The following is a 12,229-nucleotide window of genomic DNA, read 5'->3' as shown; positions in this document are numbered from 1 at the left end:
GACGTGAGGGAGGCTCGATGACCACGACCGCCGAGGTCGGCGCGCCGGACGCCGCCCCGCCGGTCCTGAGCCGCAAACGCCGGAACGCGGTGTTCGCGGCGGTCATGCTCGGGATGTTGCTCGCGGCGCTCGACCAGACGATCGTGGGGACCGCGCTGCCGACGATCGTCGGGGATCTCGGCGGTGCAGGGCATCTGTCGTGGGTGATCACCTCCTACCTGCTCGCCGAGACGATCATGACCGTCGTCGTCGGCAAACTCGGCGATCTGTTCGGCCGCAAGCTGATGTTCCAGCTGTCGGTGATCGTGTTCACGGTGGGCTCGTTCTTCTGCGGCTTCGCCGGCGACATGATCTGGCTCATCGTGGCTCGCGCGGTGCAGGGCCTGGGCGCGGGCGGCCTGATGGTCACCGCGACCGCGCTCGTGGCCGACGTGGTGCCCCTGCGCGAGCGGGGCAAGTACCAGGGCATCCTCGGTTCGGTCTTCGGTGTCGTCACGGTGCTCGGCCCGATGCTGGGCGGGCTGTTCGTGGACCACCTCTCGTGGCGATGGGCCTTCTACGTCAACGTCCCGATCGCGGTTTTGGTACTGATCGTGGCGGCGAGCGCGATGCCGAGCGTCAAGTCCGTGGCGAGGCCGGTGATCGACTATCTCGGCATCCTGCTGATCGGACTGGCCGCGACCGGCCTGACACTGGTCACCAGCTGGGGCGGTACGCAGTACGCGTGGGATTCGCCGACGATCATCGGGATGTCGATCGGCTCGGTGATCCTGCTGGTGCTGTTCGTCTTCGCGGAGAAGCGCGCGAAGGAACCGACCCTGCCGATGCGGCTGTTCCGGAATCCCGTGTTCACCGTTTCGGCGATCCTGAGCTTCGTCGTGGGGTTCGCGATGCTCGGTGCGCTGTCGTACTTGCCGACCTATCTGCAGTACGTCCACGGCATCTCGGCGACCAGTTCGGGTGTGCGGATGCTGCCGATGGTGATCGCGCTGCTGGTGGCCGGTGTGTTCGCGGGCAACGTGGTCGGCCGGACGGGGCGGTACAAGATCTTCCCGATCGCCGGCGGGATCGGGCTGACACTCGGCCTGTACCTGCTCTCGCGGCTGACCCCGACGAGCGGGTTCTGGGAGATGTCCCTCTACTTCGCCGTGCTGGGCCTGGGAATCGGCCTGAGCATGCAGGTTTTGGTCATTGTCGTGCAGAACACCGCCGACTACCGCGATCTGGGCGTCGCGACGTCCGGGGTGACCTTCCTCCGGTCCTTGGGTTCTTCTTTCGGTGCGGCCGTCTTCGGCACGATCTACGCCAACCAGTTGGCGCCGAACATGGCCACGGCGGGTGCGGAACATCCGCTGCCGCCCGGGATCGACCCCAAGGCGGTCCAGGTCCCGAACGCGCTCCACGCCTTGCCGGATTCGGTTTCGGCGCCCTACATCCAGGCGTACGGCGATTCCCTGCACACGGTTTTCCTTTATGCCGCACCGGTCGGTCTCGTCGCGCTGGTTTTGGCGTTCTTCCTCAAGGAGGTTCCGCTGCGGGACACCTCACGGGCGGCCGCACCGGACCTCGGCGACGGTTTCGCGATGCCGGAGCCTGGCAACGGGGATCAGGACCTCGAGCGTGCCGTCGGCCGCTTGCTGGCGCGTGAGGGGAAGGCGGCCTCGGCGGGCGTCCTCATGAAGTCCGGCTGCGAACTCGACACCGGCGGATTGTGGTGCCTTGGGCAGGTCCGCCTGCGGGAACGCCGGAACAAACCGACGTCCCTCTCCGTGATCGGCGATCGTTACGGCGTCCCGAAAGAAGTGTTCGAAGCCGCCTTCGCGCGCCTCGAATTCACCGGCCACCTGACGTTCAAATCCGGGGGATGGGCCACCACGGAGGCAGGACGCGCCGAACTCGAAAAGCTCATCCGGGCTTGGAAAGCCTGGCTGGCCGAACGGCTGCGGGACTGGGGCCTGGAAGGGCAAGACGAACTGGACGCGGCGCTCGGCCGGGTCGCGAACCGGATCCTGGACCAGGCCGCCGAAGACCAGCCCAGCGGGAAACACGCCGCGGCCGTCTGAGCCGATCACATGAAAAAGCGGGTTCCCGCAGCTGGTGAGCTGCGGAAACCCGCTTCGTCCGTCGGGCTGACAGGATTCGAACCTGCGACCCCTTGACCCCCAGGACTGCGGCGCGGCTCTGACCTGCGAAAACAGCGAGACATGAGTTTCCTGGTTTCACCCGAGTCCTGCGGTTTTGCTTGATTCGCTCGATTCGCTGTCCCCGGGCTGTCCCCGGTGGACTCATTGCCGAGCCAAGTTTGGCGGAGGTGTCAACGCAGGTTCGCCGTGCTCGAGATACATGGTCGTGCGGCGCTGGTACGCCTCGTGAGCGCGGGTGAGGCGACGGACCAATCGTGGGATGACGTACTCGTGGAGTTGCTGCACGGAGACCCATTCCCATTGGTCTAGTTCTTCGCCGTCGAGCACGATTCGGTCTACGTCCTCACCGAGCGTGCCGCAGTCGAAGACGTACAGCAGCTTGTCTCCCTCCTTGTCGTTCGGAGCCCAGTCCTGAACGAGCAAGGCCTCCGGCGAACGATCAAGGGCAAGCTCTTCTTGCAGTTCGCGTCGACACGCGGCCGCCGGCGACTCACCGCGGTCGACGTAGCCGCCGGGGATGTCCCAACGGTTGCCGTACGTTTTGCGTACAAGTAGCACTCGATCGCCGTCAACGAACAACGCCCCGGAGGCGACCCGGGGCGTTGCGAACTTCTCAGATGGATCGGTCACGGCTCCTACCCTACGACGTGCATCCTCCGCGCAAGCTGGTCCAGCTCGAAGGCGGGCTTACCGTGCGTGTTGCGGACCCAATTCAGGACCAGTTGCCTGCTCAGGTAATGGTGTCGGACCTGGTCGGGCGCCATTCGCTCGGCGTCGAGCACTGTTGCGACCGCAGCCTCAGTTCGCCCGGATGTGTTGAACGCCCGTGCAACGTCAAGGAGGTGGCGGACCCGTCGCTCAAGGGGAAGGGCACTGGTGTCAAGACTGGGACCGAGGTCGAGGGCGATTTGCACGTCGCCCAGCTCCATCGCGGTGTTGACCCGGTGGATCGCCACGTTTGTCGGCCCGAATGCCGTCCACAGGTGGTTGCCGTCGACGCCCAGGCGACGGGCGGCGTCCTCTGCTTCGGCGAGGTATGCACGGGTCGTCGAGCGATCGTCTGATCGCGACGCTGCCATCGAGCCAGCGAGAAACAACATGCCGTACGCCGACAGCAGATCGCCGCCGCCGTCGCCGAGGTGCGGCTGAAGATACGCGGCACCGGCCTCGGTGAGGCTCCTCGCTGGCTCGTGGCGACCTGTCGAAAGCAGCGCGAACGCAACGGATCGGAAGAGGGAGCCGGTAATCGCGTGGTTGCCTGTTTCTTGTGCAGCCGCGAGACCACGCTCGGCAGCCATCCACGCGAGGTCGGCTTCGCCCAGCTTGGTGAGTACCGACGCCGACGCCTGGTAGCTCAAGGCGAGTAGCTCGTGCGCGCGGATCCTCTCGTCGCCTTCATATTGGCGCGCTGCGAGGAGTGCGTCGGCGAGCAGAAGCGGCGAACGACCGGCGGCGAAACCGAAACGTGAGTTCTGGTATGCGTCAAAGACTGTCCGGAGCTCACCCGCAAGCTCGTTTAAATTCGGAGGCTCCGCGTCCGGTGCGGGCGCGTTGAGAATTGGGGTCAGCTGGCGGTAGTCCATTAAGGCCGCCCGGAGCGCGGGGACTGTCGACGTTCCGCTGTCCGGTGTCCAGTCCAGCAGTGTGGGTTCGCCGATCAAGTCACCCAATGCGACGTCGAGCGCATCAGCCAACCGGCGAATGACGGACAGCCGATCAAGCTCAGCTCGGTTGTTCTCCGCCTTTCGCAGCCACTCAGCAGTGCGTCCGACGAGGCCCGCCAACGCCTCCTGAGACATGCCGCGCCGGCGGCGGTACCAGGCGACTCGTTCGCCAACGGTCAGGTTCTCGCTCATTCCTCGCATGAACATCACCCTCCCTGCCCGCAAGAAACGTACCGGGAAAGTTTTTCCCGGGTGGACCGGCAAACCGGCCCCAGGCTGCTCTTATGCGAAACCAGCGACGTCAGGTGGTCCCAGCAGCCACCGTACGCAATGCGACAGTCGATGCCTGTGGCGACGCGGGTGATTCGTGCGACGCCAGAGCGAAGAGTTCACGACTCACCGAGTTGAGCTTCGAGCCGCGCGAGGCGCTCCTTGACACTGGCGAGCTCGGCGCGGAGTGCTTCGACTTGGTCGGCGATGTCCGCCGACGGCGGAAGGCTTGCCGGAGCGTCGTCTGCGCGCTCGCTGACGAACGATCCTTTTCCTTGACGCGACACGATGAAGCCGCCCGCGCGCAACAACTCCAGGGATCGCTTGATCGTCTCGACGCCGACCTCGTATTGCTCTGCGAGGGCGCGCATGCTCGGCAGCTGGTCGCCGGGCTTCAGGTCGCCCAATTGGATCTGGTCACGGACCAGGGCTGCGATCCGGAGGTAAGCCGGGCGGGGGTCGCTGAGGTCGTAGCCATCCATGGGCCTGAGTCTACGGATAAAGCCAGCATAGCCGTCTTTGCCGGTACTTCAGCCTTGTCTGAGACAGCTAAGACGGCTAAGCTGGCTATGTTCTCAAGTTTCGCGGTACTCGCCGCGATTTCCCTGCAACAACAGGAAACCCCGACCGGTGTTGGAGCACCGGCCGGGGCGCGCATCGAAACGTTGGGAGAAACGATGCAGGTGGAGCGTACCCGGCTGTACCGGGTCCAAGCGGTCGCGGAGGCGTGCGATGTCTCGGCGGCAACGATCTACAGGGCAGTGGAGTCCGGCGCGCTGCGCGCCAAGCGGATGGGTACCGGCAAAGGCGCGATCAGGATCTCGGGCGAAGCGATCGAGGAGTATCTCGCTGCCTGTGAGTCGGCTGCCGCGACGCGCGTGAGCCCCCAGGACGAGTCCTCGGGTGAGTTCGAGTTCGCGGCTGGGGGTGCGGCCTGATGCGTACGTTCGGGGCTCTTCTGACGGCGGTCGTGTTGATCGCGCTGGGGAATCTGTTGAGTGACTGGCATGTGAAGGCGGCTGTGGTGTGGCCGTGGTTCGTGGTCGCGGGTGTCGCGGCCGGCGTGTTCGGTCTGGCGGAGCTGGTGCGCGGGAACGCGGCACGTCTGGTGACGGTCGCGGCCGGGCTGACCGGCTTGTCGCTGTGGTTCGCGGGCTGGGTTCCCGAGGTGACGCCGGGCTACGAGGTGTGGCCGTGGGGTCTGCTGTTCGGTGGCCCGGTGCTGGCGGTCGCGGCGTTCCTGGGCCTGCGCGGCCGGAACGGTTCGGCGGGGTTGATCGGGAAGTGGTCGCGTCGTTCGCGGCGGAATGGTGGTGTGGCGTCGCGGTGGCAGATCTGGCGGGTGGCGTCGAAGTCCGCGATGCGGCGCAAGGCGAAGGTGCTGAAGCCGGGTTTGAAGCGGGCGATGTGGTGGACCCGCCGCCAGGTGCCGGTGACCGAGTACGCCACGGCGGTGGCACGGGTGGGGTTCCAGCGGATCTGGTCGCCGGTGGAGGACGTGACGTTGCGGCTGGGCGGGCCGCGGTCGGGCAAGACCGGGGAGCTGGCGTGCCGGATCCTCGACGCCCCGGGCGCGGTGATCGCCACCTCCACGCGGACGGACCTGATCGAGCTGACCGCGCAGCTGCGCGAACAGCAGCACGGCCCGTCGTTCGTGTTCAACCCGTCGGGTTTGGGGAAGCTGGACTCGACGATCACGTTCGACCCGCTGGCCGGATGCGCGAACCCGGTGACCGCGACGCACCGCGCGAGCGATCTGCTGCCCGACGGTGGCAGTGACGAGCGGGAGCACTGGGTGTCGCAGGCCCGCCGCGCGCTGGCGGCGCTGATGCACGCCGCCGCCCTAGGCGAGCTGGACATGGTCGACGTGCAGTCGTGGGTCGCGGACCCGGACGGTGCGGCGGATGAGGTGCTGCGGCTGCTGCGCCGTTCGCCGGAACCGGCGTTCGAGACCACCGCCCGGCAGTTCCTGACCACGAACGACCGCACGAGGTCGTCGATCACGACCACGATCATGCCCGCCCTGGGGTGGCTGACCGACCCGACCGCGCGGGCCGCGGCCACGGGTGGCGCGTTCGACGTCGCCGACCTGCTCGACACGCGCGGCACCGTCTACATGCTCGGCGCCGAAGAGGGCCACACCGCCCCGCTGGTGGCGGCGCTGACCGCGCACATCGCCCGCGAGGCCCGCCGCATCGCCTCCGAATCCCCAGGCGGCAGGTTGGACCCGGCGCTGACGATGGTGCTCGACGAGGCGGCGCTGATCTGCCCAGTTCCGCTGGATAACTGGACTTCGGACATGGGTGGCCGCAACATCACCATCCACATCGGAGCCCAGTCCCGCGCGCAGCTGCGCAAGCGGTGGGGCGACACCGGGTGCGCGGCGATCCTGACGAACTCCTCGACGCTGCTGGTGCTGGCCAACCAGAAGGACCCGGACGACCTCCAGGCGTATTCGCTGCTGACGTCGGACCGGCACGAGATGGTCGAGACCGAAGACGTCGACGGGCGCGTGACGGGCCGGACGCCGCAGCGGGTGCCGGTGCTGTCGCCGGGGCAGATCTCGCAGCTGCCGGAGTTGCACGCGGTGATCGTGCGGCGGGGGATGCCCGCCGCGATCGGGAAGCTCCAGATGGCGTGGAAGCGCCGTGACGTCAAGGCGATCGAACGCGGCTGGCGCCGCGCCGAGCTGATGATCCGCTGGGCGGATCGGCGCGAGCTGTGGCTGACCAAGGCCGGGGCGTTCGTCGACATGCTCGCCGACCGCGTCGAACCGTGGGTCACGCGTGCCCAGGACTGGGCCGCCAACCGTCGTGGTGGCCGTGTCGAGGCGGTTGTGCCGCCGCAGGCCGAGCACGAGGCCGGGGCGGTCCGGGTCGAGGCCGTGCGCCTCGACGGCGACCCGGAACCCGCGGCCGGCGACCGCACCGTGGATCCGCTCGCGGCGCTGGACGCCGAACTCGATGCCCACATCGCCGGGACGAGCGAGTTCCCGGGCACCGATGAGCGCGGGGAGGGCCGGTCGCGATGAACCCGAACCAGCCTTTCATGCCGGTCGACACGTTCCGGATCACGACCGTGATCGCGCAGTTGACCCGCGAGTTCGTCGAGCACTCCGGCGAACAGGCCCGCCTGGTGGCGGTGCTGGTGGAGATCACCGTGTGGCGCACCGTGCACGGCCAGACGGCCGGGCAGATCACCCGGTTCCTCGACGCCCACGTCGCACCCGGCGTCCGCGAGGACTTCGTCGCCTGGGTCGTCTCCGAGACCGGCCGCCGCCTGAACTCCGTCCCGGGCGGGGGTGCGCGATGACCGCCATCGAGTTCACCGTGCACGTATTGGTCGAGACCGGGCAGGCGGCGGTGAACGCCCGCTACGACGCGGCCGAGCCGTACGCGATCACGTTCGGGTTCCCCGGCGCGGACTGGGCGATCAGCCGGGACCTGCTCGCCGAAGCCCTGCGCAACGGCCAGGCCGGGATCGGCGACGTCCGAGTCACCGCCCGCGGCGACCTGATCACCGTCGGCCTGTCCAGCCCGGACGGGTGTGGCTGGGTGATGTTCCGCCGCGACGACCTCGCCGAGCTCGTGGCCCGCACCTTCGACACGGTCCGCCCAGGCACCGAGGGCGACGCGCTCGACTGGTCGGCCGCCGCCGAGGTGTTCCCGGGGGTGAGTTTCCGATGAGCGCTCCCACGACACCGCGCGTGTGGCTCGCCGCCGGCGTCGCCGACAAGCCTGCACCGACCGATCACCCGGTGGTCCGCGACGACCTGATGCACCTGTGGTTCCCCGGCGACGACGACCTCTGGCACACCGCTGACGGCCGTCACCACGCCGCCTGGACCGAACTGCATGCCCGCTTCGACCTCGTGGAGGTCCCCCGATGAGCACGAACGAGAAGAAGGAGCCCGAGTTCGCGACCACGGCCGCGGTCGCCGGTCTGGCCCGTGAGGTCGAGGGGCTGCGGCTGACGATGGAGGCGGTCACGCCGCTGCCTCAGCAGGTGGAAGCCCTGCACGAGTTGGTGGAGCCGTTGCCGGAGCAGGTGACGAAGCTGGCGAAGGTCGTCAAGGGCCTGGTGGAGCAGCTCAACGACGAGGAACCGGGCAAGAAGACCCGGCCGTTGTCGTGGCTCGATCTCGCCGACGGCGACGATGTCGACGGCGCTGACGAGGCCCAGACCGTGCTCACGGAGCTGTCGTTGTGGCTGACGCGGGTGTATCTGCGTTACCACGGCGCCGAGCTCCCGGAGTGCTGGTGGTGGCACCCCGACGTGGTCGAGGAACTCGTCTGCCTGATGCGGTCGTGGCTCGCCGCCTACGTCGACCGGGACGCCACCGTGGCCCGTGCCGCGGACTGGCATGACCGCTATCGGCCGGGTGTGGTGAAGCGGATCAAGGCGGCGACGGCGAATTGTTCGCTGGAGAACCACCAGGACGGCGGCAGCCTGTTCCTGCCCGGACCGCGGGTGCCGTCCGGGACGGCGCTCGCGCCGATCGCCGGATGGTGGGGCACCGCCCGCACTGCCACCGCGCCGGAGCCGGACGTCGCGGTCGTCGCCGACGCCCGCGCGGCCGAGGCCGCCCGCCGCCGCGCCGGGGGTGGTCGGCGATGAGCGAGCCGAGGGATCAGCAGCCTCAGGCGGCTACCCGGTTCGGCGCGGACGATGCCGTCGAGGACGAGTTCGGTGAGGAGCTGTTCGAGCCGGACGTGCCCGATCAGGTCGTCGACGAGGTCGAGCAGCTGGCGTTCGATCGCGCCTACACCGTGGGCGAGGAAGCGATCGACCTGTTCGAGAACGTCCTGCGCGAGGCCGAGGGCGAGGCCGACGCTCTCGCCGAAACGCTGCGGATGTTCGACGGCGACAGCCTCACGGTCGCCCAGGCCGCGCTCGACCTCTACACCGCGCACCGCGGCACCGAAGACGAACCACCCGACCACGCCGAGCTCGCCGCCACCGTCGCCGCCGAACAGGCCGTCGCCCAGGACCCGGACGTCGTGCTGATCGACCCGGACGAACTGATGCCCGCCGACGAAGCTCTGCGCAACTACGACGTCGCCGACGAGGCGGTGGGCCGCTTCGCGCAGCTGCGCACCGAAGGCTGGGACCACGACGCGGCCGCTGCTCGTGCGGTTGAGGCCAGCCTCGACGAGACCGGGCTCGCGGTCGCGGCGGTCATCGCCTACCGCCGCCAGCTCGACGCCGGCCAGAGCCACGACGCGGCCCGGTTCGCAGCTGTGAGCGAGACGGCGACCGCCTTCACCTCACGTATCAGCGCCGAGCAGGCCGACCAGGTCCGCGCCGCGCTCACCCACCCCGCCGACGACGTCGAGCACGCGTCGGCCCACGACACCGGAGAAGAGTCCACTATGGATAGCAACGAACCGGGAACCTCCGCACAGGCCGACGCCATCGACGAGACGGTCGGCGAGTCCACGACCTTCGCCGCGTTCGCGCCGGGCGATGTGGTGCGTAGCCGGATCACGGGGGAACTGTCGACCGTCACCGACGACGCCGCGACCTGGGACCCGGCGTTCTACGCGCCCGCCGACGAGGTCGAGCTGCCCGAGGTCGCCGAGCTGGCACCGGACGCCGGAGGCTGGATCGCGCGGAACCTTCCCGCTCGCGACAACACTCCGAGCACGGGCGTGCCGGAGATGGATCTGCGGACCGCGATCGAGCTTGTCGCCGAGGACAGCCGTATCGAGTCCGGCAACGAGGGCTTGACCGCCCGCGACGCCGCCGTAGCGGCACGGGAACTGACCGAAGAGGACATCCACGACGTGGTCGAGAGCGACGCGACCCGCGCCGCCTATCTCACCGTCATCAACGCGTTCGACGCCGATGTCGACCAGGCTCTCGCGGCCCTGTCTACCGCCCCGTCGAACGACGGGCAGGCCAGCGCGTGGCCGGTCGTGGACCAGGACGAAACCGCCGCCGCCGCCGGCGTCGCCGCCGATGAGACGGTGGCCCGGATCGACCAGGTTCTCGCCGACGATGCCGATGGTGACGTCTCGGAGGAGGACGCAGAGGACCAGTACATCGAGCAGCGCCGCGCGTCCCTCCGCGCCGAACTCGCCGCAGCCGCTGACGGAATGACCGTCGAGGACGCGCGGGCCATTGTGCGGGAAGCGGACGGGCTCGAAGACCACCTTTCCAGCTGCAGTCAGGACGTGTCCCAGTGCAGCACGTGCAGCCAGCAGGAACACGAGACCAGTGATTTCTGGACTGTCGACGTTCCCGCGGCACGGCAACGCCTTGCCAGCGCCGCCGACACCGACCAGAACGACGTGTCCGCGTCGGTCGAGCCGGTGACTCGCGACTCGATCACGGACCGGTTCGCCGAACTGCGCGCCGCCGGGGCGGATCCGTCGTCGGCGGCGCGGGACGCGGCCGCCGAGTCCGGTGTGGCCGATGCGGTGGCGGAGCGGTTCGAGCGAATGCTCGCAACCGGTGTCCCGGCCGACCTCGCGTTCGGGGCCGCCGTCTCGGCCGAGGTCCAGAACCCTGTTCTCGCCCAGGCCGCGGCGACGCGCGGGCGCGTGATCGACGAGCAGATCGCGGCCGAGGCCGCCGCGGCGAACACCGCGCTGCGCAAGGCCGACGCCGTGGCGGACGCGGTCAAGGGCTACGCAGGGTGGGTCGATTCCGGCGCCGACCCGGACAAGGCGCTGCGGTCGACCGGGTTCAACGGCAATCAGGACATGCTCGCGACCGCGGCCCGCCTGTTCACCCACTACCGCGCCCAGGGCGAGTCCGACGCCGACGCCTGCGCCCGTGCCGCCACAGAGGCGGTCGAGCGCCACACGGCCACGAGGCCGACCGCGCGTGAGGTGGACGACGCCGACGAGGACGACGACGTCGACTCCGACGAGGACACCGAGCCGCCGCTCGCCGAACGGGTCGCGGAATGCGAGAGAGCCGTCGAGGACGTCGAGGACGCGGTGCGGCACCACGACCGCGCCGACGAGGACACCGAGCGGGCGGAGCGGTGCGCCCGCTGGAACACCGAAGACGACGCCGCCGACGAGGACGCCGCCGGCGCCGGTGACGAGTGGGGGCAGGGATGAGCGTGGACGACGTGACGACGCGGCGGGAGGAGGCCCGGGCGGACCGGGCCGCGAACGCCGAGCAGCGCCGCGCCGACAAGGCCGCGGAGCGGGCCGAGGAGCGGGAGGACCGGCGCCTGGAGTTCGAGCAGCGCCGCGCGGCCGAGGCCGCCAAGCAGGAAGCGCGGGAGGCCAAGCGCGCCAAGCGGAAGGCCGGTCGCGTCCGGTTCGCGAAGACGCTGGTGGAGGCGAGCCGCAAGCACGCCCTGGATCTGCTGTTCGTTCCGGTGATCCTGGTTCCGGCGATCCTGGCGTGGTCGGCGATGGCCGAGTACGGCAAGCAGATCTTCGGTGCGGTCGGGGTCCTGCTGCCGTTGTTCAGCGAGGCGGCGATGTGGGCGTTCGCGGCGGCGGTCACGATCGGTGTCCGCCGCGGCGAGCCGACCGGGTGGTTGAAGGCCGGGGTGTGGGTGTTCGCCGCTGTCGCGGCGGGCTTGAACTTCCTGCACGGCTTTTCGACCGGACACCATTGGGACACCGGTGTGGTGATGGCCGTGGTGTCCATCGGCGGCGTGGTCGTCCACCAGTTGATCACCGCCCGCCCGTCGTCGGTGCGCGCGAAGCCCGCCACGCCGGACCGTCCGTCCGGGGCGCCCGTCCAGCCGGAGCCCGTCCAATCGGCCGCGCCGCCGCCCGCGCCCGTCCAGTCGGCTTCCGTTCAGTCGAACCCGGTGGACACGTCCAACGCGCCCGCAGCGGGTGAACGTCCAACCGTCCGCCCGGAATCTGTTCAGCCGGACACGGCCGAGGAGCGCGGTGCGCGAGCGCCGTCGCCGGAGCGTCCAGCGGTCGCGCCGTCGTCGCCGAAGCGGGACCGCGCCTTGCACGAGGCCCGCAAATACCAGGCGCTGCACGGCAACCTCCCGACCGTCGATCAGCTCTCCGAAACGGCCCAGGTTTCCCGAGGCACCGCCGGAACCGTCCTGAAGGAACTCCGGGAACAGCCGCACCACCTTCACGTCATCACGAATCTCAGTGCCACCAAGGCCAACTCATGATCAGCAGCTCACCCAGCGCCACAACCCAAGGCAGTAAGCCA

At 69.1% G+C, this 12,229-nt stretch carries 12 protein-coding genes; 9 read left to right on the top strand and 3 right to left on the bottom strand.

The genetic code is table 11. The features are described 5' to 3' along the window. The first annotated feature begins 17 nt into the window (after positions 1-17). Positions 18-2,063, top strand: a complete 2,046-nt coding sequence (locus DMC61_RS19915; protein WP_125690560.1) for an MDR family MFS transporter — start codon at positions 18-20, stop codon at positions 2,061-2,063. Positions 2,064-2,285: 222 nt separating this feature from the next. Here the strand turns inward: DMC61_RS19915 and DMC61_RS19910 are convergent, their stop codons facing one another. The 3 genes from DMC61_RS19910 to DMC61_RS19900 all read right to left on the bottom strand — a co-directional run bounded on the left by DMC61_RS19910 (position 2,286) and on the right by DMC61_RS19900 (position 4,560). Further along, complete coding sequence (locus DMC61_RS19910; RefSeq protein ID WP_125690559.1) at positions 2,286-2,774, bottom strand: NUDIX hydrolase; 489 nt, start codon at positions 2,772-2,774, stop codon at positions 2,286-2,288. 5 nt (positions 2,775-2,779) lie between these two features. Then, positions 2,780-4,000, bottom strand: coding sequence for a helix-turn-helix domain-containing protein (locus tag DMC61_RS19905; RefSeq protein WP_125690558.1), 1,221 nt, complete (start codon positions 3,998-4,000; stop codon positions 2,780-2,782). Between the two features lie 197 nt (positions 4,001-4,197). Next, a complete protein-coding gene (locus DMC61_RS19900; protein ID WP_125690557.1) occupies positions 4,198-4,560 on the bottom strand; it encodes a GntR family transcriptional regulator in 363 nt (120 codons plus the stop codon). An 87-nt stretch (positions 4,561-4,647) separates the two neighbouring features. On the opposite strand from DMC61_RS19900, the gene DMC61_RS19895 reads away from it, so the two are divergent. Genes DMC61_RS19895 through DMC61_RS19865 form a run of 8 tightly spaced genes read left to right on the top strand, consistent with a single transcriptional unit; the run spans position 4,648 to position 12,188 of the window. Next, positions 4,648-5,016 (top strand): helix-turn-helix domain-containing protein, encoded by a 369-nt coding sequence (locus DMC61_RS19895; protein WP_233594870.1) that lies wholly within the window; start codon positions 4,648-4,650, stop codon positions 5,014-5,016. Continuing rightward, a complete protein-coding gene (locus DMC61_RS19890; RefSeq protein ID WP_125690556.1) occupies positions 5,016-7,109 on the top strand; it encodes a type IV secretory system conjugative DNA transfer family protein in 2,094 nt (697 codons plus the stop codon). Before DMC61_RS19895 ends, DMC61_RS19890 begins: the two co-directional genes overlap by 1 nt. Next, positions 7,106-7,390, top strand: a complete 285-nt coding sequence (locus DMC61_RS41175; RefSeq protein ID WP_158634119.1) for a hypothetical protein — start codon at positions 7,106-7,108, stop codon at positions 7,388-7,390. Before DMC61_RS19890 ends, DMC61_RS41175 begins: the two co-directional genes overlap by 4 nt. After that, positions 7,387-7,764: an SsgA family sporulation/cell division regulator gene (locus DMC61_RS41170; RefSeq protein ID WP_158634118.1), complete on the top strand. Its 378-nt coding sequence runs from the start codon at positions 7,387-7,389 to the stop codon at positions 7,762-7,764. The genes DMC61_RS41175 and DMC61_RS41170 overlap by 4 nt, the downstream gene beginning before the upstream one ends. Continuing rightward, the gene (locus DMC61_RS19880; RefSeq protein WP_125690554.1) at positions 7,761-7,967 is read left to right on the top strand and encodes a hypothetical protein; all 207 of its coding nucleotides are present in this window, start codon (positions 7,761-7,763) and stop codon (positions 7,965-7,967) included. The genes DMC61_RS41170 and DMC61_RS19880 overlap by 4 nt, the downstream gene beginning before the upstream one ends. Beyond that, positions 7,964-8,695: a hypothetical protein gene (locus DMC61_RS19875; protein WP_199750044.1), complete on the top strand. Its 732-nt coding sequence runs from the start codon at positions 7,964-7,966 to the stop codon at positions 8,693-8,695. Before DMC61_RS19880 ends, DMC61_RS19875 begins: the two co-directional genes overlap by 4 nt. Then, on the top strand, positions 8,692-11,151 hold the full coding sequence (locus DMC61_RS19870; RefSeq protein WP_125690553.1) for a hypothetical protein: 2,460 nt from the start codon (positions 8,692-8,694) through the stop codon (positions 11,149-11,151). Before DMC61_RS19875 ends, DMC61_RS19870 begins: the two co-directional genes overlap by 4 nt. Continuing rightward, the gene (locus DMC61_RS19865; protein WP_125690552.1) at positions 11,148-12,188 is read left to right on the top strand and encodes a DUF2637 domain-containing protein; all 1,041 of its coding nucleotides are present in this window, start codon (positions 11,148-11,150) and stop codon (positions 12,186-12,188) included. Before DMC61_RS19870 ends, DMC61_RS19865 begins: the two co-directional genes overlap by 4 nt. The last annotated feature ends 41 nt before the right edge of the window (positions 12,189-12,229 follow it).

This window comes from Amycolatopsis sp. WAC 04169, from assembly GCF_003947535.1.
In the GTDB taxonomy this organism is placed as follows: Bacteria; Actinomycetota; Actinomycetes; order Mycobacteriales; family Pseudonocardiaceae; genus Amycolatopsis; species Amycolatopsis keratiniphila.
The sequence above is the reverse complement of the archived record's forward strand: the minus strand, read 5'-3'. Positions and strand labels throughout refer to the sequence as shown.

Coding starts and splice junctions, on each gene's coding strand:
- DMC61_RS19915 (WP_125690560.1), top strand. CDS start 18: ATGACCACGACCGCCGAGGTCGGCGCGCCGGACGCCGCCCCGCCGGTC.
- DMC61_RS19905 (WP_125690558.1), bottom strand. CDS start 4,000: ATGAGCGAGAACCTGACCGTTGGCGAACGAGTCGCCTGGTACCGCCGC.
- DMC61_RS19900 (WP_125690557.1), bottom strand. CDS start 4,560: ATGGATGGCTACGACCTCAGCGACCCCCGCCCGGCTTACCTCCGGATC.
- DMC61_RS19895 (WP_233594870.1), top strand. CDS start 4,648: ATGTTCTCAAGTTTCGCGGTACTCGCCGCGATTTCCCTGCAACAACAG.
- DMC61_RS19890 (WP_125690556.1), top strand. CDS start 5,016: ATGCGTACGTTCGGGGCTCTTCTGACGGCGGTCGTGTTGATCGCGCTG.
- DMC61_RS41175 (WP_158634119.1), top strand. CDS start 7,106: ATGAACCCGAACCAGCCTTTCATGCCGGTCGACACGTTCCGGATCACG.
- DMC61_RS41170 (WP_158634118.1), top strand. CDS start 7,387: ATGACCGCCATCGAGTTCACCGTGCACGTATTGGTCGAGACCGGGCAG.
- DMC61_RS19880 (WP_125690554.1), top strand. CDS start 7,761: ATGAGCGCTCCCACGACACCGCGCGTGTGGCTCGCCGCCGGCGTCGCC.
- DMC61_RS19875 (WP_199750044.1), top strand. CDS start 7,964: ATGAGCACGAACGAGAAGAAGGAGCCCGAGTTCGCGACCACGGCCGCG.
- DMC61_RS19870 (WP_125690553.1), top strand. CDS start 8,692: ATGAGCGAGCCGAGGGATCAGCAGCCTCAGGCGGCTACCCGGTTCGGC.
- DMC61_RS19865 (WP_125690552.1), top strand. CDS start 11,148: ATGAGCGTGGACGACGTGACGACGCGGCGGGAGGAGGCCCGGGCGGAC.